Genomic DNA, 23,134 nt, shown 5'->3' on the forward strand with positions numbered 1-23,134 from the left:
CTCCCATGACTCTCATCCTTGCCGGATAGAGAGCCTCCAACAGATCCGGGGCGGAACAATCGGTCCGGTTAAGGACTTCGTGTCGTGCGGAACCCGGTGACCGCCGTTCGTCGATGGATGTCGGCAGTGATCGGTACGGTGAGCTATATGGCTGCACAGCACGTGTTTCTGTCGTACATCCGCGAAGACGCCGGTGCCGTCGACGAGTTGCAAGGCGCGCTCGAGAGTGCAGGGTTCTCCGTCTGGCGAGACGTTGATCAGCTGTGGCCTGGGGACAACTGGGAGGCGAAGATCCGTGACGCCATCCGGACCGGGTCATTGGTGTTCATTGCGTGCTTCTCCTCCGCCCTCGGCGCGCGGGACGTCTCGTACCAGTACAAGGAGCTGATGATCGCAGCGGACGAATACACGCTCCGTCCGCTCGACACCAGTTGGCTCATGACGGTCCGGTTCGACGAAAGCCCGATCCCTCCGGTCGATCTGGGCGGCGGCCGCACTCTGGACCGGACCATCCACCGCGCAGACTTGTTCGGCAAGCAGAAACTCCCGAACATGACCAGACTCGCGATGGCGGTTCAGCGTGTTGTCGGCAACACACCGCCGATGCCGGCCGGAAGTGTCGGCGCCGCAGTCAGCGCAACGAAGCGTGCCGACTCCGCCGAAGCGGCCACGATGGATCGTCTTAGAGGCCTACTGCGGCAGCCAGAACTCGAACTCGACTTTGATGAGTTCATGCGCGACGTTCGAGATCCAATCCTCGCGGCGCTGAAGGACCGGGACCGGTTCCCGATGAGCGGAGCGGCTGGCCAGCTCAGCGAAGACACGGCCCGGACATGGGTCGCCCGGCTCCGCGCCTACGACGACCTTCTTGCACCGGGTCTACCACTGCTGCGGCTCATAGGCATGTACAGTCGCCCCGGGCATCTGGACGCGGTCACGAAGACTATTGCTGCTATCGCGCAGGAGTGCAGCCAGACGACTGGTGTTGATCTCCTCAGAGAAGTGCACGAATACCCGACGGTGCTAATGACCTATACGCTGGGATTCGGCGCTTTGACGAAGTCGAACTACACGGCGTTGAAGGCTGCAACCGTTGACGTTCAGGTGCGGCAGCTCGGCCGTGACCGGCGCCCCTTCCTCGCGCTCCACGGCCCACGCACCGTCGTCGGGGAATGGCGGTGGCTCGGCACCCTGCTCAACAAGACACTCGAGGACGGTGATTTCGACACACAATACTTCGACGACGCACGTTCAGGCCGTATCGGCGCCCGTTACACCCCGATCTCTGACCATCTGTTCGGCGCGATGAACCCCGTCTTCGCGAACGATTTCGCAAGCGATGAAGACTACGCAGACGCCTTCGACGAATTCGAAGTGCTGCTGGATGCGTTCGGTGAACACGAACGTGGCAGTGGCGGTTTCGGCGGACGCACTGTGTACGGCCGCCACACGTGGCGGCAACGGCACACCCCGCGCCCAACTGAGGTCGTATTGCAGGAGCGGTTGAACGCTGCCGGCGGCGGTTGGACACCTCTTCTCGCCGGGCTATTCGACGGCAACGCGGATGCCGCCACGACGGCTCTCGACGCAGTCGCAGATGCCGCTCAAAGCATGAGAGTGAATCGGTCCTAGCGAAGCGACTGCGCGCTCAACACAGTCACGCAATGCGGCCGCGGTGCCGGGGAGGGCTTCACTCCGCGCGATGTCGCGGAGGCCGCTGCGCATCATCGGGTGCGTCGCCGCCGCCGGCCATACCGGTGGCTTCCGTCGACGCGACAGAACCGCGTCGAGGGTAGCAACAGGGTCGCCGGTGAGAGTTTCGACCCGAATACGGGTTCGCCGATGCCTCACGAGGCAGGCCGCGATGATTCCGGGGATCGCGAGAACACCGTCGGCAGTGCGCTTGCCGATCTCCTCGGCGAAGCTCTTCGCCGCCGCTTGGAGCAGGACATCCAGATGTGGACCGCCGAGTTGGACGACGATCTCCACGACGACGTGCGCCTCACCGAGACCGAAGTTGGACGTGTCGCCATGCGACAGCGTGTCGCCGAAGGTCGGCCGCTCCACGGTCGCGACGTACTTCTCAGCGAGCAACGTCTGCGTCAACTCGAGGAGCGCCGGCGTGGTCTCACGGTTCCACGTTGGCGGATCCTGACGAAGTTGAATGATCTCCGGCATCCCTGACCCATCCGTAGGCTCGTATGCCCGGCACCTGCCGTGACGGCGACTCGTGCCGATCCCGCCCTCCGTCGGACCGCCACGCGCTGTGTGCCCACGGGCGGCAGCGCGATTCAGGCTGCTGTGGTGTGATGCTCGTTCTCAACGGTCAACGTGCCCGCCGCTTCGGCGGCCTGGCGCATCCGCTCCAACGTGTCCGCGGGAGATTCGACGAGGTAGCTACGACTCGTGTAGCTCGGCGAGTAGGCCCATGCGGTGGGACGGATGGTCTCGACGCTCGCGCTCGAGGGTCGGTGTCGCTGTGATACGAACTTCTTGAAGAACCCCATGTGGTGTCGCTCTTCTCCTATGTCGAGGATTTTCGGACTCTACCATTGGTCACCGCTCGTGTGATGAGCGAGAAGCCGCTTCCGACCAGTGTCACTGTCAACACTGACATCACGACTGCCCAGCATGACGCCGGGTCATGCCACCACGACACGGCGTGGTCGTGGCGCGGCGGCCCGAGCACGTACAGATATGCGGCGATTGCACTCGCGAGGATCGTCGTCAGCCGGGAAACGTGAGCGGACAGTGTCTGCCGGATGGTCTCCCCGAAGCCTGCCCACAACGCAATTCCGGGCGGGAAGGCCAGCAGCACGGCGACGAGGTCGGCGTGTGGTTCGGCTGCTTCGGGTCGAAGTAAGGCCTTCAGAGCGCAGAGGAAGACGATGACCCACGCGGCCACGGCGGACAGCCACGCCAGGAGCACTGCTCCCGGCGGCCGCTCGTAGAACGTGTTCGCCACGAACACGCCCTTGAAGTCGGTGCCGTTGTTCCGGATGTACACGTGGGAGAAGCGTTGCCCGGTCCGCGGCGCGAGGACGATGTTCGTGCCGCTGGCCGGAGTCAGTTCCGCTTCCCCTGTCGGCCGCAGCGCCTGTTTTGCAAGGTATGTCCCTCGGGGTCCCGCCATCTCCAAGTGGTAACTCCCGGCGAGATTCGCCAGTTCCAGTGGGTGTTGGTAGATCGTGGTCTCGACGCCGACGAACTTCCGCACCGCTGGGAGGGTCAGGAACACCAACCGTGCGACCCAGCTCAGCCGCTCGGCTTCTCTCCTTCGAGCCACCGCTTCTTTCGGCTCTGCCCGCTCAACGATTAAACGGAGCGTCCGCGGTGTCGGATCGTCCGTGGCCGGAGCGACCTCCGCGACGACGCACACGAAGTTGTAGCGCAGATGGGCGGCGAGGAGCTGTTCGATCTCGGGCGCCAAGTCCTCGTCGATCCCTGCCAGGTCCTGGACCTGTAACAGCAACGGGTAGAGCGTGGCGTCACCACCAGGATCTACCGTCGGGTCGAGTTCGAGCAGATGCTTGATGAGCTTCTTCTCGATCATGCGCTTGTACTCGCCCAGCGCGGCCGGGTACGGGGTGAGAAGCGTACGGATCACGCCAAACGCGTAGCCGAGCGCGTCGGATTGGCTGAGCGAGGAGACTCTCGTGCCATCGGGTCCGATCAGTCGCAGTCCGGTCAGGACCGCCCCACGGGGGGCACGGAACACGGGAACGATGACCGAGCCGGTCACTGCGGCGGGAGCTCGGACGGTTAACGTCGTGCGGATCACTTTGCTCGCCCGGTGCGGTTCGACGAATTCGCTGATCCGGGGTGTCAGCTCCGCCGGCCGGAGGACGATGTCTCGGTAAAAATCTGCCGCGGCACGCTGCGGCATCCCCGACGTTGATGCGTCCTGCAGCGCTGCTTCGCTGTTCTCTCCCTCCGCGGCATCGTTTCGTTCTGGTGGCGCCGTATTCGCGGACGATGCCCGCTCGGGGTGCGGCTCAGCCGTTGGGGCCTGGTGCGCGTGGAACAGGTCCGCGCGTTCCAGGATTGCTTCGACCGCCGCGTCGGACGCTGTGACTCCGCTTCGAACGGCGGATCCTTCGAACGGCTGTCGGTTGCCGTGTGGGGCGACGGTGACGAGGACGTAGACGATCAGCATCGCCACCGCGCCGGCGAAGCAGCACCCCGCCCAGATCGCTCCGCGGCCATCGATAGCTCGCGCGGGCCAACCGTCAACGGCGGTGACGAAGGAGACTGTTCCGACGACCGCCGCGGCGAGTGAAGCAGTCCCCAGGATCAGTCGGGTCAGGACGCGTCCGACTCCGTCGGACAGCTTCCGCTCAGTCACGGTTCCCCCTCTTCCACCCGCTTCGGCAGGGCACCGATGACCGGCCGCCGCGCAGAGGGTGACAATATCGCAGTGTGACGGCTGGATGAGACGACGGCCGCGTTCTGGGGTGGGCCGGCCTGAGGCGGTGAGCAATGCGCCGTTGCAGGGGTGCCCGGGTGCGTGCAGCATGCTTCGTCTCGGCGGTCGGGGTAAACACGCCGATGAAAGCGGCATCGTTGAATGCCCAATCGGCGCTGACCGCCGCGACCATTGACGACGTCCCGAGGGATAACGCGGGATGCTGCGATGCATCGGGGAGACGGTGACCCGCGCAGCCTCATCGCCCAAGAGCACGCTGATGCCGCAGAAGCACGCGGGAGGTTTGAAGGCGCCAAAGGAAGGCGCTGAAGGAACGCGCCTCTGCGGCTGCCGCCGACCCGAACTACTCCGTGCGCTGGCTCGCTTTCCTCCAGGGCTACGCGAACGTGTCAGATTCAGCCGCTACCGCCACTGGCACCGACGCGGACTGGGCCATTCGGCACACTGGCCCTTTCCTGATCGATAGCCACTCCGGCACCTCGCGGGTTCGTGGTTCATCCCGCCACGGACGAGTAACGCCGCGTCGACCTGCGAGGCTGTGGGGATGAACGCACCCAGCGATCTGCTCGCAGTCCTTGTCGATGCCGACAATGTTCCGCCGTCCCGGATTGGGGCCGTCCTCGCAGAGGTTGCTCGGTTCGGTACGGCATCGGTTAAACGGGTCTACGGTGACTGGACCACGACGCAGCTCAACAGCTGGAAGGTCGCGGCAAGCGAGCATGTCATCCAACCCATGCAGCAGTTCGCGCACACCAGGGGCAAGAACTCGACCGACAGCGCACTCATCATCGATGCGATGGACCTGCTCTACACGGGCCGGTTCCAGGGGTTCTGCATCGTCTCGTCCGACAGTGACTTCACACGGCTCGCGTCCCGCATCCGCGAGCAAGGCATCACCGTCTACGGATTCGGAGAGCGCAAGACACCGACGTCGTTCCGCAACGCATGCGACCAGTTCACCTACCTCGACGTCCTCAACACCATCGACGGCGAGACCTCTGCTGACGCACCGACGGCGGAACGACCGGCGACATCATCGCCCCGAGACGACGTGCGCCTCATCGAGGGCCTGCGAAACAGTGTCAGCACCGCATCTTCTGAGGATGGGTGGGCGAACCTCGCCTCCGTGGGACAGCTCCTGCGGAAATGGCAATCGGACTTCGACTCCCGCAACTGGGGATACGCCAAGCTGTCCGAACTCATCCGCGCGACGGGACAGTTCACTGTCGAGGGTCACAGGGTTCGAGTGGGAACTACTTCTCGGTAGCGGAGCGCTGACCGGGCAGCATTGGGATTGGCGAGATGAGTCCGGTATGCAAGCGAACAGCCGGCTGGTGACCGTCCAGGGCGAGCAGCAGAGCCGCGATGCGGATTTAGACCCATGTACAACAGTTCGAGGTAGAGACGGACGCTGGCCACAGGTACGTCGTTGTGTGTCAGGGCTCTCCTGCTGGTTCACCGGCGGACTGGGATGTGTGGAGCGCGGATGACGGCCGCCTGGTGCGTCATGTGCGCCTACTCAGGGCCGGTATGCCGGGCGCTACGACCTACCAATTGAAGAAGGCCGGAGCGCACTTCACCGGCGGGAAGCAGATGGACCTGCGCACCGGTGGCCGATCCGTCAGCGGGACGGCGGAGCCAACCCGAAGATCATGGAGACTCCGCCAAGCACCGTGACGAAGAACCCCACCGTCACAACGACAGCGGCGACTAACGCGATCACCGTGGTCAACAACGTCAGCAAGCCGACCAGACCCGCAGCGCGGACCGCATCGCGAGGTGCCGGAACCGTTTCCTCGCCCTCCGTGAACACCTCGGCCATGCTGCGGGGCCGCTGGTCATCCATGCGACCAGGCTACGTCGCGTCCGTTCTCGCCAAGTCACCACTCGCTCGATAGCCGATCGTCAAGTGCTACTAATCGATGTCGAGCGGACCTATCATCCTGCTCGATGAAGACGCGATGCCCGAGCACCTTCGATCGGTGGAAGTGTGGCCGTCCAGCTGGCCACACAGGCGACCACGAGCATGTTGAACCTCACACGCGGACTCTCTGGAACGAGCGTGCTTCGGGAAGATGTTTGCAACGTTTGCCGCCCGTGCCCCGATAGCTGCTCGGTCGCCGAGACGGCATCAGGGATGTTCCCTGCACGGCCTGGCGCTCCAGCGTTGTCAATCTGCTGATGAGACCCGGTTGCCGTGGCGTCGGGGAGGGTCTACGTCTCCCGGCCGGGTAGGCCGGGAGACGCAGGAAAGCCCACCTCTGAAGCCGGATCAGGGGAATCTCAAGATGCGGCGCCGAATGCTCGGTAACCAGCCGAGCTGATCTAGCGTACGCGGAGAACAGGCTGGACCGAGACTACTGCGGCCACTCGAACTCCGGCGGTTCTGACCGGCCGATCGCCCACGCTGCGCCGTCGTCCCAACGCGCCCGCGACGTTTCCGAGGACCAGTCGTGCACCCCCGCATGCTCAGCTACGAGCTGGCATCGGTGCCCGAGGAACACGGACGAGCACCGCAATTGAGTCATGGCGGCAGCGTAGAGGGCCACTGCGGGGCTTACTGAAACTCACGAAGCTACCCCTGCGGGCTAGACCTGAACGCATCTGGATATCCAGCCGACGTGGGAACCGGCTGTCGGAGTAGCGAAGCGAGAGGACGCGGCGCTGCCCGGACACTTCTTGTTCTGCCCATGCGAACAATGCACCGCCGACGGCCCTCGAGCGCTCATCAGCGTGAGCCGTGGAAACAGACCTCTGTTACCCCCCCCGCTCACCGTCGTGACGACCTCCGCCCGCGCCTTCACGGCGAGACCTCGTCGACGCCACGCTTCGATAACGCGGCCCCGTGTCCGCAAGTGGCATGAACGTCGCCCACAGGGACGTCCTCCACGAGGACATCGGTACTCGGCCGGTTCGTTCGAGCGCCGCTGCACGTCGCATGCAGAAACTGCGGCCGGTCGGCCAAGCGCACTGCGCCGGCGGGCGCATCCAACGCCCCGCGACCCGCTCGGCCACGCCGTGTCGACTGGAACCGCCTGACTACCTCACAATCCGTGCGTCTAGTTCGTCATCACCAGTACACGCCTTCATGCGCGGAGCGAAGTTGCGCATCGGCGCTGACGCAGCCCACTACGGCCCCCGAAGTAAGGAATCCCGATGCGAATTGCGGTCGCAGGCGCCACCGGCATGATCGGTTCCCTCATCGTTGCCGAGCTCGCTCGCGCGCGGGTGCACGAAGTCGTACCGATGTCTCGATCCTCCGGTGTGGACCTTCTCTCGGGCGATGGTCTCGATGCCGCCCTCCGCGGTGCTGATGTCGTCATCGATGTCAGCAATTCCTCGTCAACCGATCCCGACGAGATGATTTCCTTCTTCGAGCACAGCAGCCGGCGCCTCGTCCAAGCCGGAGCACGCGCGGGCGTGCGCCATCACATCCTTCTTTCGATCATCGGCGTGGACGCCACGGAGCGGTACCCGCACTTCATCGGGAAAAGGCGACAAGAACAGGTTGTCACCGACAACACAAGCTCCTTTTCGATCGTCCGGGCTACCCAGTTCTTCGAGTTCGCAGAGACGGCGATGCTCTGGGGGCAGAAAGACGACCACGCAGACGTACCACCGCTTTTGATGCAGCCAGTCGACACGTACGACGTGGCGTCGTACCTCATCGAGGTTGCGACCTCGAACGCCCCCGGAGGCTTCCTCGAGATAGCTGGCCCTGAGCGGCATGATCTCGTCGACGTGGCGCGGCGCACACTCGCTGCCAAGGGGCGGGACGCAACGCTGGTTCCCTCGTGGGATGAGAGTGGCTTCGGAGTTGAGATGAGCGGGAACGTCCTCCTTCCGCACGTCGGAGCTCGAATCGCCCCGACCACCTTCGACGACTGGCTAACCCGAATCGCCACCCTTGGATGACCCATCTCGACACTCCGAAACGGGGCAAGAGATGCGCACTGGAAGTAACACGGAAGGAGCCTTATGGCTGCGCACGATGCCACTGACGACAACGAGTCAGCGAACCACGATCCCGCGAATGACCCCGACCGGTACACGAACGACGACGTCCAGTCGAAGAACGATCTGCTCGCCGTCGTGCTGGAATCCGCCTTCGAATATCGCGACGAAATGGCCGGGGCGTTCGCGCTGACGTTGACCGTGGGCGGGCAAACCGTTTCCGGTACGGCGATCAGCCGGAACGAGTGGATTGACGCGGTTGCATCGCAACACGCGCGGCCCGGCGATCCTGACCAGACGGGCAAGGAAGACGTCATGCCGACCCAGCGAGCCATGGTGGAGGAGATACGCCGTAACGCAATGGACCTCCCGACGCGTAAACGCCAGCTCCTGCACATGCGTGACGTCCGGATCGGCATCGGCGACCGATGGACAGAGCTGCCGTATTGGCGCGGCGCTCTCGCCGACGTCACCGGGTGGTCCTTCGGACCTTGGAACGCACCATCTCCTCCCGCCGATGCTCAATGAACCGTGCATGGCACGTCGATGAGTTGCGGTGCCGGCCGGTCCCGTTGGCGTACTCGTTCAGATCCTCGGGCGGCCGTCAGCGCGCCGATGGCCTCCCTCGCAGTACGTTCGGGTTGACCTGCTGCGATCTCCAGCCAGCACGCAGCGCTGGCGAGCTGGATCCTTACGTTGACGCTCGCGGGTATCTGGAGGGGCTTTCTGCGCATAGGTCCTCTGCGGCGGTCGCGACAACGGTTCGGATCCGCGGAGCCGTTCCCGGACGCTACGTTCCTCTTCGCGGCGCGTGTGCGGACTAAGCCCGGAGACCAGAAGCTCCGACGACGTGACACCGTCTAGCCGCGTTCCTGCTATCCCGAACGCACCCGAAGAAACGCCGGATGTGTCAAGCTTGGAGGGTTGAATTCGCGAAATGGAGCAGCAGATGGCACAGAAGGTCACTACCCACCTCGTCGACGACCTCACCGGCGACGTCATTGAGGCCGGCGAGGGACGCACCGTCCAGTTCGCCTTCGACGGTAGCAATTACGAGATTGACCTGACCGACGACAACGCAGATAACCTCCGTGAAGCGTTCTCCGACTACATCGCCGCAGGCCGCAAGGTCTCCGGCCGCAGCAGCCGTACCGCGTCCGCATCTCCGGCGGCGAAGGGGCGCAGCAACCCTGACGAGCTGGCGAGGATCCGCGAATGGGCTGCCGCAAACGGGCATGAGGTCGCTGCGCGGGGCCGCATCAGCCAGCAGGTCCGCGACGCCTACGCGGCGGCGAACTGACCGACGCCGCTACGCTTGCCCCGGGGCTTGCCACACACTTGCCTCAGACCGGGTCTCCGTCCCCCCACGGTGACCCGGTCTTTCACTTCTGCTGGCGAGCAATTCCCCCGGGATAGCGCGTTCGAGAGTCCGCTGAGCCGGCCGGGCCGTACACGCGACTGACGTCGGTGGCGTCGCTGCCGGGAACGTCTTGTGCCGTCGGCGCTTCGTCGCTGTCAGGCATCTGCGTACGGTTCCCATCCCTCGGGAGTGTCGTCCACCGTGTCGTACCCGCCGCGCTCCAGAGCGCGCGCAAGTCGCCCCAGTGGGTTCGGCTCGGTTCCTGACGCCGCGGCAAGACGCCGCAGGTCAGCGACACGTATCCCGGCGAATGCTTCGCGAGTTTCGTCGCTGCTTGTGCCTCTCCAACTACTCATGGGCTCCTCGACTTGGGCAGGCCGCGCCGTCTCTGTGACTGTCACACCTGCTCGAATGCGGCGAAATTCGTTCATACAGGGCCATGTCATGCCGCCTTCTTGAACTCCCCTGTGTCGATGTCTCGCTTCGATGTCGGCCTGTTCATCCACGCGGCCGTGAGGCTCACCGGTCGGATGTCGTCTGCGCAGTCGGGGCAGTTGCTCGGGGTGTGGCTGGACAGGTGGTTCATCGGCCGCTGCGAAAAAACTCCGTGTAGCGCGCACACGATGGTGACCGGCGTGTGCTGGTCCACGTATCGGACCTGCGAGTAGTCGTATCGGTCGCCGTGGACCTCTCGCGCACGGGCGATGAACAGGTCTCGGCGGGCGGACGGACGGGAGTTCCGACGGCCTGAGCAGTCCGGGCACCGTTGTCCGCGTCGGTGCTCGTTCGGCTCCTGGGTGAACTGCCCATGCGCGGGGCAGCCGATGGTGACTTTCGTGTGAGCGTTGACGTACTCGGCGAGCACCTCGGAGTAGTCATACCTCCCGCCGTGCTTCTTGGTCGCAGCAGAGATGAACGCGTTCGCTCGAGCAGTGATGGTGTCAATCGACATAGGGGTCCTTCCGGTCATCTCCCCTATGCGCGGAAGTGATGCCCTGTCGTGAGATCCGTCGCCGCGGACGTGATCGTGACCGTCAGCTGGCGTGGTCGTGCACCCAGACGAGGACGTCAGGCCGTTCCGACATGCCTCGGGTGCGGAGGATCTCGACCGCTTCGGACAGCGCAGCAAGGAGGGCCACGGCGTCGTCGAAGTCGATGGTCATCGACGTCCCGATCGGTCCGTCGATGTCGACCAACCCCCTGGGCTGGAGGACGACGGTGAGGTCGTCCATAACGGTTGCGATTGCGGTCCCGTCGGTGCGGTCGCTGCTGAACCAGTTGCGGTGCTGCATGGTGCTCCTCCCGCGCCGCCCGGTGCGACGCTGTCATCCGTATGCGCGGGCGGCAGATGTTCTGAGCGATCCGGTGGAAGAGGGCTGTCGCCGGAAGCCGGGGGCGGCTACGTCGCATGTCGAGTGGGGATGCGTGTGCCGGATCACGCGTCGACTTGCGATCTCACGCTCAGGCGGGTGGAGGACGGCTATAGGGATAGACGCGTATATAGACGCCCCATCTATCTATACCTTCTTACCTATATATAAGTAGTAGTAAATGTAAGTAAGTAAGGAGAGGCCCCTAGTACCCCGCTACTTCCCCGGAACTTCGCGGTTCCGGTCGACTTGACCTTCGGCAGGCAAAGGCAAGCGACTAGCAAGCAGAAGCCGGGCCACGGTCACTCTCGTGCCGTGTACCGACGGCGTTTCGCGATCTGACGACAGGCCCGGCCCCCACCGACGACCACCCTCGCGGCGGTTCAGCGCATAGCTGCGACCCCGGCGGCGCACCTACCGCTTCCCGCCCGGGCCCGCATGGAGTCGCGCACCGCAGGATGCAAGCCCGGATGCGTGACCGGAGTCAACGATCTCGTCGCCGTGAAGTGTCGACAACCCTCAAATTGTTCCTTACTATGAACGCATGGTGAGCGATGCGCAGGACCTGTGGGTCTCCGTCGACGAGTTCGTCGAGGAGCCCGTCCGATGGTTCCTCGAGGTGATGGATGGCCGGGACGTGGTCATCACGCGAGGCGGTATTCCGTTCGCGCTGTTCCGCCCATCACTCGAAACGCTGCATCGTCACGACGACACCGGCCAGGGCAACGACGGCGCACCTGCGGAGAGAGGCACACGATGACCACCGGGAAAGACCGCCAGGCCGCTGCCGGCGTTAGGAACGAGCATGCCGGTGCGGGCGGGCAAGGCACGCGGCAGCCGCACGCGGCGCATCACCTGGCGCGGATCCCGTTCACCACCCTTCGCAAGGAGGTGCCCGCTGACCTTCATGCGTTGTACGTGCAGGTTGCCGCCGACCAGGCCGTCATCCCCGGTCTGCAGATGGGCGTCGGTGCGCTCGTCGTCCAGCGGTGGGACACCACCTACGCAGCCGCAGGGTGGACGCTCTACGGCGCCGACCTCACCCTCGACATGGGACATCCGTTCGGCGCGCTGTTCTACCGAAACGACGCCGACGAACGGGTGCTCCGAATCGGCGTGCAGTGGCACCCGCCGGTACAGCGACTTGAGTTTCCCGCCCTGCATCCGTCGAAACCGGAACTCAGCAGCGACTGCACAGAAGCAGAGGTCGACGCGGTCATCCTCGACGCTCGAAGCCGCCTTGGAGCGCTCGTCGCCATCAACGCACAGATCGGGTCATGGGTAGCCACCGAGGAGAGCGAGGACGCCATCCTCGCCGCGGCGGGTCTGGGCTTAGAGCGGCTGGCAGAGGACGACCCACGGTTGGCTCACCATGCCTGATCGGGAGACGCCGTCCGTGGAACCGGTGCCGGCCCACGTGGCCACACCCTCTCTGGTGAGGTGCGCGTGATGGCGGGTCGGCAGTGGGTGCAGGACATCCGGCATCAGCAGACGATCCTGTCGTTGCCATTCGGGCTCGGGTGGACGATCGATATCACCGACACCCTCACCGCCCTGGCTGCGGCCGGGATGCCTGCTCGTGTAGAGGCGTTCGACCGGCTGCGGTTCGAGGACGGCCGGACCGGGTTTCTGTCCACGCCGGACCCGACAGCCACGATCACCGACGACGGCACCCCTGCCGAACGAGACGAGGACCTCATCGTTCTCCCTGGCGGGTCAGAGGGTGGAGTGTTGTCCTTAGCACGGCGGTACCCGGACCTCGTAGTCGTGAACGGAAAGCGGCAACGTGTCTGGGCGAACGGCCGGCAGGTGCACGGCAGCTCGATGCAGCGCGACGCGACGCCTGGATGGCAGACCGTGTTCGCCAGCGCCCGAACGATCGTCCTGCACGGAGGCGGCACGCACGCCATCGCGGACCGCGTCGGCATCCCGGCGGACGACGTCCGAGCCGTGATGCCCGTGCTCGGTGCGCACGTCGTCCACACGCCAGTCGGGTGGGAAGCAGCCGACCGGCACGCACTCTGCGACTGGGCGTTGGCGGCGTATCTGGGTCCCGGCGGGATCCGCACCTGCTGGCGCCGCGACGTCAGCATCGACGCTCAAGCAGACGAGCTGATCGGGCTTGGCGGGGTGATGTCGGACCGGTGGGCCGCGCAGCAGTCCGGCATCTTCGTCCCGCCGAACCGCCTGACTGCGTTCTTCGCCCAGCACCCCGACATGCACGCGCTCGGCTACGAACCCGTCACCATGAACGACGCAACCGTAACAGTCGTCATCCCGCAGGACACCACCATCCTGACCGCGGCCGAGGGATGCTGCACAGACGACTTCATCACCGCGCACGTCATGTACGAAGACAGCTGGGTGACCGCGAACACGGAGGCGGTGAACGCGCTGCGGCAGCTGCTGCACTTCCAAGCCGACCTCGCCCACGACCTCCGCTGGCACCCCAGCGGCAGCTGACGAGAGTCCACCGATGACGCTGCAGCTGCTGTCCCTGACGTTGGCGTACGACGACGCACGCTTCTTCGGTGCCGTCATGTTCACCAACCTCGACCACCCTGACGACAAGCCCGCCACGGTGCTGATCGACCACACCGACGCGGCGCCATGGTTCCGGCTCACCAACGTCGACCCGGACGCCCAGGACCCATCGGTGCCAGCGATGGCCGAAGCGGACCACATCATGCGGTTCATCCTTCGCTACACACCCGAACGCATCGGCCGCACCGCGCCGACTTCCCAGCCCTAACCCTCGCGCTGCTGTCCCGACTTCTTGGAGGTACTCGCTGATGATGCGTCTGGTTTCCCTGCACCTCTCGAACGACCGGATCCTTTGGGGACATGTCCTCCTCGAGGACACCGAGAACCCGGACGCGGGGCTGGCGCAGCTCCTGGTCCGCCCCATCGACAAGGAACCCGGCTACGAGCTGTACGACAAGCACAACACGGTCCTGTCGGACCTGACCGTCCCCGCGACGCGGGAAGCGAACCGCATCGTCCAGACCCTGCTCATCCCCGCCTCCGAGGTCGCGAAGCGGGAGAAAGCGGTCCGGGAAGTCATCCACTCCGGCTACCTGGAAGGGTTCCCGGACGGCATGCCCTGGCAGGCCCAGTTGTGGATGTACGCCCGGGGTGAGATCAGCATCGACCAGCTCCAGGCCTACACCGACAAAGGCCGACAAATCCGCCGTGAACCCGGCGCCGCTCCTACTGATGGTGCTGACGTCCCCGAGGAATGGTGGCAGGCCACGCAGGCCCGCATCCGCCGGCACCTGCTCGACTCCACCCTCACCGAAGCGGAAGCCGCAGCCGCTCTACAGATCAGCGTCGATGAGGTCGGTGAACTGTTCGGTTCGAACCGGCTGACCAGCTTCGACCTCGACGGTGAAGAACGCATCCCCGACTGGCAAATCGTCCAACCCGCCCTGCCCGAGTTCGGCGACCCGGCCGTGCTGCTGCCTGGCCTTGACGTGCTGTTCGCAGCTGCCCCGCAGCGACTCCTCGACGCTGCAGCGATGACGGAGTTCATGACCACAGCCCGACAGTTCCTCGCCATCGACGAGGTGCCCCTGACGCCTTTGGTCTGGATGCAGCAAGGCCGGCCAATCGCCACCGTCATCGCCTTGTTCCGCGGACGGCGGTGGCGGTGGTGACCAGCCGACCGGAGCTGTTCCTGCTCACTGTCGCGTTCGACATGGCCGGCACCCACGGACACATGTACTTCCGGGACCCACCGGACTCGGAGCTCCGGCAGGTCCTCGTCAGTAGTACCGACAGCGACGGCGGCTACCGCTGCGAACCAGCACACGGTGACACCCGCGACGGATGGGAGCCGTTCCTCACCGAAGCCCGCTGGATCATCGCCCTCATCCGACCCGACACCCCGGACGAGCGCCGCTGATGGGGCCCGCACTGCAATGGGTCGCCGACGCGTACGCCGGACGGCCGCAGATCACCCTCCCGTATGGGCTCGGCGAGACCGCGGACCTCACCGACGCCCTTGCCGTCCTCAAACTCGCCGGCCTGCACGCAGTCGTCGAGTCCCACGACACGCTCCGCCTCGCCGACGGCCGCCGAGCACGCCTCCCGACATCGACCCGGAACCCGCGCGGCGAACCAGACACACCGGCAGAGCTGCTCCTGCTCGCCCCTCGCACGGTCATGCAGATGCAGATCGCACTCGCGGAACAGACCGAGACGGTCCTGCTCGTCGACGTCGACCGACGACGCGTCTGGATCGACGGGAAACAGGTCCTCGGCGTCCACGACCGGTGGAAGGACGCCGCGCCGATCTACATCACCTTCGCCGTCGCACGGATGCTCGCCGTCAACGGAGCCTCCTTCGACGGACTCGTCCGCCGCGGGAGACTCACGCCCGGGCAGGTGGACGACGCCCTCGCACGGCTCGGGAAACGCGTGCACCGCACCAGCATCGGCTGGGAATCCCGCGAAATCGGCGGGCTCGTGGACTTCTGCATTGCGTGCTACCCGGGCCCGGGTGGCATCCGAACGCGATGGCGATCCGACCTGCCGCTGAAAGACCAAGCGGATCGGCTCATCAGCGCGGGCTGCCGGATATCCGGCCGCAGCATCTCCGACCGACCCGGCTACCCGGCAATCAGCAAACGCGAGATGCCGTATCGGCTCGTCGTGTTCACCGAACACGAAGTTGACATGGCGAGCCTCGGGTTTGAACCGGATGATGTCGGCTACTCCGGCACCGAACTCATCATCCCCGCCGACCCCACGATCTTCCTCACCGCCGCAGCCGCCGGCTACACGGACCGCACGGACGACTTCATCACCGCCAACACGCTGCTCCGCGCCGACATGCGCAACGACGACGACAACAGAGGCCTGGACGAGATTCGGAGTGGGCTTTGGTTCCTAGCCGACACCGGCTACGACCTTCGTCACAACCTGCCCAGCTAAGGCAGGGCTAGCGATGCCCGCCGAGCGCCGCCCCGTGAGCTCGCAAGGCTCACTCCAGGCGCGAGTCAACGCGCCAGCACAGGATGGGTTGGGGCCCGCTTCCCTCCGACCGCCGGTCCTCACGTTCCCGCGCAGAACTCGGTAGCCGAGGTGACCTTGTCGTCTCCGTCGTGAGTCGTGCAACGGGCGTCTCGACTCGGGAGGGGCCGCCCGACTAAACGTGCCTATGTCGTGTGGGCCACTACGCTCGTCGCTGCCGGGTATATTGCTGCCTATGGGGGAAGAGGGCGTAGCGAGCCGCGCGGGTTACCGGGGACGTTGGCGCGTCATGAGTATGACCCGATGACTGCGCAACTGCCGGAACCTCCGCAGCTGTTCGCCAGGTTCGACTCGGACAACAACTCGGATGGTGCTGCCCGAGACCGGTTCGAACAGTTCGTCAGTGATCTCGTGTCTGTTCAGTGGTTGGATGCCTCGACGGTCGCTGCCTCGAACCACACGGACTGGGGAATCGATACGTTCGTCGGCAACCTTGGCGGCGGGGATGTCCGCATCTGGCAGTCGAAGTACTTCCGGGAATGGCAGAATCCGGGGCCGCAGGGCAAGGTGCGGGAATCGTTTGCTTCCGCACAAGGCAAAGCACTCGAACACGGGTACCGAATCGTGGAATGGACGCTGGTGGTGCCGGCGATTCTGCATCCCGCGCAGATGAAGTGGTTCCACGGCTGGTCCTCACGAACCCAACGAAAGACCGGGGTGCGCATCGTCCTCTGGACCGGCGACAAGCTACGCCAGCGCCTGATGAGCGCCGAAGCGTTGGACGTCCGACGGGAGTATTTCCCACACACTCTCGATGCGCCGACCACTGTCGCACCGGTCGCACCGGTCGCACCGGTCGCACCGGTCGCAATGGCTGACGATTACAGCATGTTCGAGGATGCACTGTTCGTCCGGCAGATGCACGCCGCCGGCTACACCGAAACCGGCGCGGCTCGCGGCATGTTCTTTGCGACCGACGCGTTGCGACGCGACCTTCAAGCGAAACGATCTACGGACGCGTTACGGGCGCTGCGGACCGTTCAATTGGGCGTGCAGGGTGCATGGGAGACCCGCTTCAACGAGCATGCCCCGACCGCCGACTCTGAGGGGTTGATGCCGAAACTCTATGGCGCGGTGTTGGCAGACGCGGCGACGGTCCCTGACGCGCCCGGACTTGTCCTGCAGCACGCTCACAAGCAGGGCGCCGCACACATCCTCGTCGAAGAGCAGAAGGCCGGCTGGGTGAAGCATTGGCGTGACGTTGCCACCGGTTACGGGGAGGCGCGGGAAAACAGCATCACCGACGCGGACGCTGGCATAGAAGCCAGTGTGGCGCCAGCAGGTGGTGACATCGCGGAGACGGAACACGTCGTTGTCGAGACAGGGGAAGCACGGTGACACCCGCACGATCGGCGCGGCCCGAATCCGCGTTCGTCCCGGAGAGCAGCGCAACGTTCCGCATGGGTCGGCTGTTGCTGCTGCTCGGCGTGGCGAGGCAGGATGGCCGCACCATAGACTCGATCGATCGGCTTGCCTACTACGAGTTCTTCGCGGACAATCCGTGGGTGATCCTGGGCGACGACGCTCCGTCCGATGCGAACGATCGGGATTCATTGCGTCTCGCCGGGTTCTCACAGACACAGCTGTCGTACGCCTCCACAGGCCACCGGTTCGCGTCTCGGCGAGAGCGCATTCGGGGTGACCTGGCGCAGCTCATCGCGTTCGGGTTGGTCCGCCTGGCTGGTACCCGCTTCTCAACAAGTGAGGCCGGCGAGCAGCTCGTTGCCAACATGCAGTCGTCTTACGCCGACGCGTACCGAAGCTCCGCGTCGATCGTGCTGAGACGACTGGTACGCCTGTCGAACAAGCGTCTCGAAGACAATGTCGAAGAATGGCTCGGGCACTCGTGGTTGCTTGTTGACCTCCTCGACGACGTCCGCGGTGCAGACCTCTCGGCGGCCTCCGAGGAAGGAATTTCGTAGTGGGCATCAGAGTGAAGCGACTGCGTCTCGCAGGAGCCTCAGCGACCGCCGAACCGTACGAGGTCTCATTTCAAGCTGAAGGCGCTGCGGACGGCTACCGGCCCCTGTCAATCATCGCCGGCCCTTCCCTGACCGGGAAGACCACGATCGTCGACTTCATCGCCTACGCGCTGGGCGGGAGTTACCTCCCACCGCACGATGAAGTCCGCACGAACGTCCGCGCCGCACTGCTCGAGGTGGATCTTGGTGAAACGTCGACGGTGATCGAGCGGTCCGCGGCTGGCGCCGTGTCCTCATTTGCGACGGTTTGGCAGGCGACTCTTGACACAACAGCAGCGGCCGCCGAACGCCGGTACTCAATTGAACCCACCGGCGCCCCGGAAGGGTTGTCACAACTGGTGTTATCCTCGTCGGGGCTTGACGGCGTGCGTCTGTCCGACTCAGTTGTCAAAGAAGACACCGGCTCAGCGATGCTGTCCATCCGTGATGTCTTCCACGTCATGATCATCCCAAACGACCGCCTCGACTCGAAGAACCTTGTATTCGAGCACGGCAACTTCATGGTCGGGCAGAAGTATCGGCAGACCATTGAGGTGATGTTCGGCGTCTACGACAACGATGAAGCTGTTCTTGCCGAGCGGCAAAAGCGTGTCGCGCTGCAGCGCACGAAGGAGGAAGGACGCCTCGATGCGTTGACGGTAACGGCGGACCGTGACCATCCGGACGGACGCGCAGTGCTGCAGCAACGCGTCGATGTGCTGTCCGTGGAGCTCGCCGACCTCAACGTGCAACTTCGCACGCTTGACGCTCGTCGTCGGAGCACTGAGTCGGCGTCTGCAGAAATCCGCCTCGCGCTCGACACTGCACAGCGTACTGACGCTGCAGCTCGTGTCCGGCTCCGTGACCGCGAGTCACTGCTCGCCCGCTTGGATGCGCTCAGACTCCAGTATGCTGATGATCGCCGGAAGCTTGGGTTCCTTCTCGATACCCAGGTGCTGTTCGACCCACTCCGCGTGACCGTCTGCCCCGTCTGCTTCAACACGCTCTCCGAGGTGCCATCGGTCGCGGATGGAACTTGCTCGCTCTGCCGCCACAGTGTTGTACACACCGATGAAGAGGGCACCACGGAGGGTGCTGGCTCCGATTCCGCTCCCCTCGTCCGGGCAGAGCTGCGCGCGGTGAATGCCCGGATCGTCAGCCTCACCGACTACATGACACGGTTGGAGAGGGACCGCGACCTGCTTGTCCGTGACGCCGCGGACGCTGCGCGCCGAGCCGCGGACACCGCCGCAGCGGTCGATGCCATCACCGACAGCCCTGCTCCGTGGCTGGCGCTCCGCGATCGCATCACCACGCAGATCACCGACCTGAAACTGGCTAGGCAGGCCGCCGAGACCGGGGTGAAGGCGTGGGACTGGGTCGATAAGAGCGCAGCGTTGGTCCTCCAACTCCAACGCGAGTACGACAAACTCTCGGGTCAGCGACGAAAGAACCGACCCGACCGAGACGCCATCGTTCGGATGCTGTCGAACCGCTTCGCTGCGATCCTTGAAGACGTCGGCTACCCGAAACTCAGCGACGCCTACGTCAACTCCAACTTTGTCCCGTATGTCCGCGGCCTGGAGTACACCAACGCGAGCAGCGGAGGCATGGTCGTGATCGCGTTAGCGTGGAATCTCGCGCTTTGGGAAATCTCCTACGAGCAGGATGCGAACGCGCCGGGTCTGCTGATCATCGATAGTCCGCAGAAGAACCTCGGTCACAACGCCACCCCAGACGACGACTTCGCGGACGCAGCACTCGTAGAACGGTTTTACGCTCATGCGAAACACTGGTTGTCGACGGACGGGCAGGGCGCACAGCTGATCGTCGTCGACAACAGCCCACCGGAATCGGTTTCCGACGACGTGGTGATTCAGTTCACGCGCCGCGCCGATATGCCGCCGTATGGGCTGATCGCCGATGCTGTCAGTTGACGCCGAAGCTTGAACCGTGGTCGGTCATCGTGCGGTTGACCGTCCTCTCTGGCACCGAGGTCTTCTACGACCGCGCTGGTGCTCGAGTCCCACCGATGCAATCGGGTCGTTAGCGTCGAGCTCCTACGGACCGATTCCGCCGGCACCTTCGATTACGGTCGTGCTGGCTCGGTAGTCGTCGCACATCCGGTCCGAATTTGCAGCAGCCGCGTACGCCTGAGGTGCTGCCGCTGTTCGTCCTCGCCGTCAGCTTCATCGTCGGCGGAGCCTTCAGACGTTGTTCGCTGCATCGGACTCGACAGGAATGAACGCGAGGATCCCGGAGCGGGATCGGCCTGATGTCGAACACGGCGAGTCCGCACTCGTCGTATACGCGGCGAAGATCACCGCGGACAGGTTCGGGCAGGCGTTGCGCCGTTCGGAGCCACGCTGATTCAGACGTGGATTTCAGAGCCGGACGAGCAAACGATTTCCCCGCTCTCGCCACGGCGACGCCCGGCATCGCGGTCGTGCAGGGCACCGACGTCGCAGGATACCGCAGCTGCGGTGTACCTCGGTCACGCCGGGATGTATACCTGCGGGGATTGCCTGGACAGATAGACGATGGACGAGCGGATGTCCGCGATCTCGTCGCGTTGCGCTAACGATAGGACGAAGTCCCGGAGCTCGTGAGGTGACGCAACAGCCAGCAGGGCCTGAATGTCGCTGGCACCGGTGACGAGGAACACCCGGAGCACTTCGGGTAGTTCCGCCAGTTCGTCGCAGAACGCGCTCACCGTGCCGAGTGCTTGCGGCCGGATCTTGATCTGAACGAACGCCTCGACGCCACGGTTCACCCGCTCGAGGTTCACGCTGGCGTGGTAGCCGGTGATGATCCCCCGCCGCTCGAGCGCGGCAACCCGCGACAAGCACGTCGACTCGGCAAGGCCCGCAGCACGCGCGAGCGCCCGGTTGCTTGCCCGTGCATCCTTCATCAGGAGGCCAATGAGCGTCCTATCAACCGCATCAATCACGGTTCAACCCTACTGCGATTGCAAGAGTTGCAGGTCGGCAGGCTGAACCTGGCAAATCCTCCTACAATCCGGGGGTGAATGGCGACACCACTACCGGTACAGGTTTATCGCCGAACGGACGACGGGGACGCACCGGTGGGGGTCCGCTCATCGTCTGTGCGGTGCTGATGACGGCAGTGAACCTGCGTATCGCGGTGACGTCGCTCTCCCCACTGCTGCGAGCCATCGGCGACGACCTGCACTTCGGACTTGGTGCCATCTCGATCTTCGCGATGCTGCCACCGGCGACCTTCGCCGTGGCTGCGATCGCTACGCTCCTACTCACGCGTCGCTTCGGGCTGGAGTGCCTCGCAGCAGTCTCGATGCTCGTCACGGCGGCGGGGCAGGTCTTGCGAGCCGGTGCGACGGATCTTCTCGGCCTTGTCGCTCTCACCGTCCTGACGCTGGCGGGAGCCGGTGTCGCAGCAGTGACGATCCCCCCGCTGATCCGCAAGTATTTCCCCGCCTCAATCGGTCGGCTGAGCAGCAGCTACCTCGTGGCTTTCCACGTTGGGGCGCTCGTGCCGCCCCTCGTCGTCGTGGCGCTAGCAGGGGCAATCGGATGGCGGATATCGCTTGGCCTTTGGGCCTGTGTCGCCGCTGCGGGTGCGGTGCTCTGGGTCGTGGTGATGTTCCGATCCAGGATGCCGGCTGGGAGCAGCGTGTCTGACTCACGACCGTCCGACCGTTCCACGGCACGTGCGCACCTCGGACGGCACGTGTGGCGGTCTCGGAGTGTGTGGAACCTCACGCTCCTCTTCGGCGCCGTGTCGGGCGACGTCTTCCTGCTCTTCAGCTGGCTTCCCACGCTCGTCGTCGCGCATGGATTTAGCGCTTCCTACGGCGGGGTGATGGTCTCTCTACTGATCGCGGTGAGCCTGGTCGTTGCACTGTTCGCGCCGACCCTTGTGATGCGGTTGCCGCATGCCGCTGCGCTCATCGGCATCAGCGTCATGCTGTCCGCCGTTGGTTGGATCTGCTTCGCGCTCATCCCAGGAACAGCGATGCCGCTCTGGGTCGGAATCCTTGGGGCAGGGTCGAGTGTCGTCGTCGTGGTTCAGACGATGATCAACACTCACGCCTCCACTCCCGAGGGCGCCACCGTCACGTCAGCGTTCGTGCAGGGTGTTGGCGGATTCATTGCCGTCATCGCACCCCTCAGCTTTGGGCTCCTGCATACGCTCACCCGGGGATGGGTGGCATCGGCGGTGCTGGTGGCGATTTCGCTCGCGGTCATCGGCAGCACAGCCGTTCGAGAACGCCGGCATCGAACACTGGAAGAGGAGACCGCCGACATGTCCGCGGTCTGATCGAACTCCGCTGACGAATTGTCCGGGCCGCTCCGACTGCGTCACGCTGCCCAAACATCCGGCCCTGCGCCAGGTTCGGACCGGCACAGGTCGTCGCAATCATGTCGCGTGCAGCGCTGGCACCTCGACGAGGCCGTAGTCTGGATCGAACGGCTCCGGCCCTTCGACATCGCGTGGGTTGAGGAGCCGACGAGCCCGGACGACGTACTCGCGCACGCCGAGATCGCCCGCAGGATCGCGCCGATCCCGGTGGCGACGGGGGAGCACATGGCGAACCGCGTCATCGCGAAGCAGCTCATCCAGGCCCAGACGATGTCGGTGCTGCAGATCGACGCGACCCGGGTCGCCGGGGTGAACGAGAACCTCGCGATCCTGCTGCTTGCCGCGAAGCACGGCGTCCGGGTCTGCCCGCACGCCGGCGGAGCCGGCCTCTACGAGGCGGTCCAGCACCTCTCGATGTTCGACGCCGTGGCGCTCTCCGGATCGCTCGACGACCGGTGCATCGAGTACGTCGACCACCTGCACGAGCACTTTGTAACCCCGGTCGACGTGCACGACGGCCGCTACTGGCCGCCGACCGCGCCACCGGCGTACCAGTGCGTGTCGGCTCGATGTGATTGCTTCATATCGTGGCTGCTTTCCTTCCGCCTGCCCAGTTCACGGTGAGAGACAGACGGGAGACATGGTGCTAGCGGCACCGTGCCTCCCGTCTGCCGTCTGGCTCGGGTTT

23 protein-coding genes and 1 pseudogene are annotated in these 23,134 nt (G+C 64.8%); 17 read left to right on the top strand and 7 right to left on the bottom strand.

Annotated elements, in window-relative coordinates; all coding sequences use genetic code 11:
• The first annotated feature begins 147 nt into the window (after window positions 1–147).
• A complete protein-coding gene (locus EDF27_RS02560; protein WP_165931328.1) occupies window positions 148–1,632 on the top strand; it encodes a toll/interleukin-1 receptor domain-containing protein in 1,485 nt (494 codons plus the stop codon).
• Here EDF27_RS02560 and EDF27_RS02565 read toward each other — a convergent pair.
• The 3 genes from EDF27_RS02565 to EDF27_RS02575 form a co-directional block, all read right to left on the bottom strand.
• A complete protein-coding gene (locus EDF27_RS02565; RefSeq protein ID WP_132047132.1) occupies window positions 1,546–2,178 on the bottom strand; it encodes a hypothetical protein in 633 nt (210 codons plus the stop codon). The two genes, EDF27_RS02560 and EDF27_RS02565, sit on opposite strands and share 87 nt — an antisense overlap.
• Before the next feature lie 113 nt (window positions 2,179–2,291).
• Window positions 2,292–2,507, bottom strand: coding sequence for a hypothetical protein (locus EDF27_RS02570; protein WP_132047134.1), 216 nt, complete (start codon window positions 2,505–2,507; stop codon window positions 2,292–2,294).
• A gap of 17 nt (window positions 2,508–2,524) precedes the next feature.
• The gene (locus EDF27_RS02575) at window positions 2,525–4,345 is read right to left on the bottom strand and encodes a hypothetical protein (RefSeq protein WP_132047136.1); all 1,821 of its coding nucleotides are present in this window, start codon (window positions 4,343–4,345) and stop codon (window positions 2,525–2,527) included.
• Between the two features lie 625 nt (window positions 4,346–4,970).
• Between EDF27_RS02575 and EDF27_RS02580 the strand changes: the two genes are divergently transcribed.
• Window positions 4,971–5,693 carry an NYN domain-containing protein gene (locus EDF27_RS02580; RefSeq protein ID WP_132047138.1) on the top strand — a complete coding sequence of 241 codons (723 nt, stop codon included), beginning with the start codon at window positions 4,971–4,973 and terminating at the stop codon, window positions 5,691–5,693.
• Window positions 5,694–6,047: 354 nt separating this feature from the next.
• Here the strand turns inward: EDF27_RS02580 and EDF27_RS02585 are convergent, their stop codons facing one another.
• Window positions 6,048–6,272, bottom strand: a complete 225-nt coding sequence (locus tag EDF27_RS02585) for a hypothetical protein (RefSeq protein WP_132047140.1) — start codon at window positions 6,270–6,272, stop codon at window positions 6,048–6,050.
• A gap of 1,310 nt (window positions 6,273–7,582) precedes the next feature.
• Here EDF27_RS02585 and EDF27_RS02590 point away from each other — a divergent pair.
• The 3 genes from EDF27_RS02590 (at window position 7,583) to EDF27_RS02600 (ending at window position 9,680) form a co-directional block, all read left to right on the top strand.
• A complete protein-coding gene (locus EDF27_RS02590; RefSeq protein WP_132047142.1) occupies window positions 7,583–8,341 on the top strand; it encodes an NAD(P)H-binding protein in 759 nt (252 codons plus the stop codon).
• Between the two features lie 63 nt (window positions 8,342–8,404).
• Window positions 8,405–8,908, top strand: coding sequence for a hypothetical protein (locus EDF27_RS02595; RefSeq protein WP_132047144.1), 504 nt, complete (start codon window positions 8,405–8,407; stop codon window positions 8,906–8,908).
• A gap of 409 nt (window positions 8,909–9,317) precedes the next feature.
• Window positions 9,318–9,680, top strand: a complete 363-nt coding sequence (locus EDF27_RS02600; RefSeq protein ID WP_347812791.1) for an Lsr2 family protein — start codon at window positions 9,318–9,320, stop codon at window positions 9,678–9,680.
• A gap of 502 nt (window positions 9,681–10,182) precedes the next feature.
• On the opposite strand, the gene EDF27_RS02605 is transcribed toward EDF27_RS02600, so the two are convergent.
• On the bottom strand, window positions 10,183–10,692 hold the full coding sequence (locus EDF27_RS02605) for a hypothetical protein (protein ID WP_132047146.1): 510 nt from the start codon (window positions 10,690–10,692) through the stop codon (window positions 10,183–10,185).
• 82 nt (window positions 10,693–10,774) lie between these two features.
• Window positions 10,775–11,032, bottom strand: coding sequence for a hypothetical protein (locus tag EDF27_RS02610; RefSeq protein WP_132047148.1), 258 nt, complete (start codon window positions 11,030–11,032; stop codon window positions 10,775–10,777).
• A 622-nt stretch (window positions 11,033–11,654) separates the two neighbouring features.
• On the opposite strand from EDF27_RS02610, the gene EDF27_RS02615 reads away from it, so the two are divergent.
• The 10 genes from EDF27_RS02615 to EDF27_RS02660 all read left to right on the top strand — a co-directional run bounded on the left by EDF27_RS02615 (window position 11,655) and on the right by EDF27_RS02660 (window position 20,042).
• Complete coding sequence (locus EDF27_RS02615) at window positions 11,655–11,870, top strand: hypothetical protein (protein ID WP_132047150.1); 216 nt, start codon at window positions 11,655–11,657, stop codon at window positions 11,868–11,870.
• Window positions 11,867–12,490: a hypothetical protein gene (locus EDF27_RS02620; protein ID WP_132047152.1), complete on the top strand. Its 624-nt coding sequence runs from the start codon at window positions 11,867–11,869 to the stop codon at window positions 12,488–12,490. Before EDF27_RS02615 ends, EDF27_RS02620 begins: the two co-directional genes overlap by 4 nt.
• Before the next feature lie 69 nt (window positions 12,491–12,559).
• Window positions 12,560–13,573 (top strand): hypothetical protein, encoded by a 1,014-nt coding sequence (locus EDF27_RS02625; RefSeq protein ID WP_132047154.1) that lies wholly within the window; start codon window positions 12,560–12,562, stop codon window positions 13,571–13,573.
• Window positions 13,574–13,586: 13 nt separating this feature from the next.
• Complete coding sequence (locus tag EDF27_RS02630) at window positions 13,587–13,862, top strand: hypothetical protein (protein WP_132047156.1); 276 nt, start codon at window positions 13,587–13,589, stop codon at window positions 13,860–13,862.
• 40 nt (window positions 13,863–13,902) lie between these two features.
• Window positions 13,903–14,766: an antitoxin VbhA family protein gene (locus tag EDF27_RS02635; RefSeq protein ID WP_132047158.1), complete on the top strand. Its 864-nt coding sequence runs from the start codon at window positions 13,903–13,905 to the stop codon at window positions 14,764–14,766.
• Complete coding sequence (locus EDF27_RS02640; RefSeq protein ID WP_132047160.1) at window positions 14,763–15,014, top strand: hypothetical protein; 252 nt, start codon at window positions 14,763–14,765, stop codon at window positions 15,012–15,014. The genes EDF27_RS02635 and EDF27_RS02640 overlap by 4 nt, the downstream gene beginning before the upstream one ends.
• Complete coding sequence (locus EDF27_RS02645) at window positions 15,014–16,045, top strand: hypothetical protein (protein WP_132047162.1); 1,032 nt, start codon at window positions 15,014–15,016, stop codon at window positions 16,043–16,045. Before EDF27_RS02640 ends, EDF27_RS02645 begins: the two co-directional genes overlap by 1 nt.
• Before the next feature lie 342 nt (window positions 16,046–16,387).
• Entirely contained in the window at window positions 16,388–17,482 is a 1,095-nt protein-coding gene (locus EDF27_RS02650) for a hypothetical protein (RefSeq protein WP_132047164.1), read from the top strand.
• On the top strand, window positions 17,479–18,066 hold the full coding sequence (locus tag EDF27_RS02655) for an ABC-three component system middle component 2 (protein ID WP_132047166.1): 588 nt from the start codon (window positions 17,479–17,481) through the stop codon (window positions 18,064–18,066). The genes EDF27_RS02650 and EDF27_RS02655 overlap by 4 nt, the downstream gene beginning before the upstream one ends.
• On the top strand, window positions 18,066–20,042 hold the full coding sequence (locus EDF27_RS02660; RefSeq protein WP_132047168.1) for an ATP-binding protein: 1,977 nt from the start codon (window positions 18,066–18,068) through the stop codon (window positions 20,040–20,042). The genes EDF27_RS02655 and EDF27_RS02660 overlap by 1 nt, the downstream gene beginning before the upstream one ends.
• A 557-nt stretch (window positions 20,043–20,599) precedes the next feature.
• On the opposite strand, the gene EDF27_RS02665 is transcribed toward EDF27_RS02660, so the two are convergent.
• The gene (locus EDF27_RS02665) at window positions 20,600–21,055 is read right to left on the bottom strand and encodes an Lrp/AsnC family transcriptional regulator (protein WP_132047170.1); all 456 of its coding nucleotides are present in this window, start codon (window positions 21,053–21,055) and stop codon (window positions 20,600–20,602) included.
• Between the two features lie 74 nt (window positions 21,056–21,129).
• Between EDF27_RS02665 and EDF27_RS02670 the strand changes: the two genes are divergently transcribed.
• Together EDF27_RS02670 and EDF27_RS02675 are read left to right on the top strand one after the other, a co-directional pair.
• Window positions 21,130–22,404, top strand: a complete 1,275-nt coding sequence (locus EDF27_RS02670) for an MFS transporter (protein ID WP_132047172.1) — start codon at window positions 21,130–21,132, stop codon at window positions 22,402–22,404.
• A 111-nt stretch (window positions 22,405–22,515) separates the two neighbouring features.
• Window positions 22,516–23,070, top strand: a pseudogene (locus EDF27_RS02675) (enolase C-terminal domain-like protein); the annotation flags it as partial.
• Between the last annotated feature and the right edge of the window lie 64 nt (window positions 23,071–23,134).

Origin of the sequence: Curtobacterium sp. PhB136 (assembly GCF_004346855.1) — a bacterium.
In the GTDB taxonomy this organism is placed as follows: Bacteria; Actinomycetota; Actinomycetes; order Actinomycetales; family Microbacteriaceae; genus Curtobacterium.

What these genes read in the sequence shown, in the direction of transcription:
- EDF27_RS02560 (WP_165931328.1), top strand. Translation starts at nt 148, where the DNA reads ATGGCTGCACAGCACGTGTTTCTGTCGTACATCCGCGAAGACGCCGGT.
- EDF27_RS02565 (WP_132047132.1), bottom strand. Translation starts at nt 2,178, where the DNA reads ATGCCGGAGATCATTCAACTTCGTCAGGATCCGCCAACGTGGAACCGT.
- EDF27_RS02570 (WP_132047134.1), bottom strand. Translation starts at nt 2,507, where the DNA reads ATGGGGTTCTTCAAGAAGTTCGTATCACAGCGACACCGACCCTCGAGC.
- EDF27_RS02580 (WP_132047138.1), top strand. Translation starts at nt 4,971, where the DNA reads ATGAACGCACCCAGCGATCTGCTCGCAGTCCTTGTCGATGCCGACAAT.
- EDF27_RS02585 (WP_132047140.1), bottom strand. Translation starts at nt 6,272, where the DNA reads ATGGATGACCAGCGGCCCCGCAGCATGGCCGAGGTGTTCACGGAGGGC.
- EDF27_RS02590 (WP_132047142.1), top strand. Translation starts at nt 7,583, where the DNA reads ATGCGAATTGCGGTCGCAGGCGCCACCGGCATGATCGGTTCCCTCATC.
- EDF27_RS02595 (WP_132047144.1), top strand. Translation starts at nt 8,405, where the DNA reads ATGGCTGCGCACGATGCCACTGACGACAACGAGTCAGCGAACCACGAT.
- EDF27_RS02600 (WP_347812791.1), top strand. Translation starts at nt 9,318, where the DNA reads ATGGAGCAGCAGATGGCACAGAAGGTCACTACCCACCTCGTCGACGAC.
- EDF27_RS02605 (WP_132047146.1), bottom strand. Translation starts at nt 10,692, where the DNA reads ATGTCGATTGACACCATCACTGCTCGAGCGAACGCGTTCATCTCTGCT.
- EDF27_RS02610 (WP_132047148.1), bottom strand. Translation starts at nt 11,032, where the DNA reads ATGCAGCACCGCAACTGGTTCAGCAGCGACCGCACCGACGGGACCGCA.
- EDF27_RS02615 (WP_132047150.1), top strand. Translation starts at nt 11,655, where the DNA reads ATGGTGAGCGATGCGCAGGACCTGTGGGTCTCCGTCGACGAGTTCGTC.
- EDF27_RS02620 (WP_132047152.1), top strand. Translation starts at nt 11,867, where the DNA reads ATGACCACCGGGAAAGACCGCCAGGCCGCTGCCGGCGTTAGGAACGAG.
- EDF27_RS02625 (WP_132047154.1), top strand. Translation starts at nt 12,560, where the DNA reads ATGGCGGGTCGGCAGTGGGTGCAGGACATCCGGCATCAGCAGACGATC.
- EDF27_RS02630 (WP_132047156.1), top strand. Translation starts at nt 13,587, where the DNA reads ATGACGCTGCAGCTGCTGTCCCTGACGTTGGCGTACGACGACGCACGC.
- EDF27_RS02635 (WP_132047158.1), top strand. Translation starts at nt 13,903, where the DNA reads ATGATGCGTCTGGTTTCCCTGCACCTCTCGAACGACCGGATCCTTTGG.
- EDF27_RS02645 (WP_132047162.1), top strand. Translation starts at nt 15,014, where the DNA reads ATGGGGCCCGCACTGCAATGGGTCGCCGACGCGTACGCCGGACGGCCG.
- EDF27_RS02650 (WP_132047164.1), top strand. Translation starts at nt 16,388, where the DNA reads ATGACTGCGCAACTGCCGGAACCTCCGCAGCTGTTCGCCAGGTTCGAC.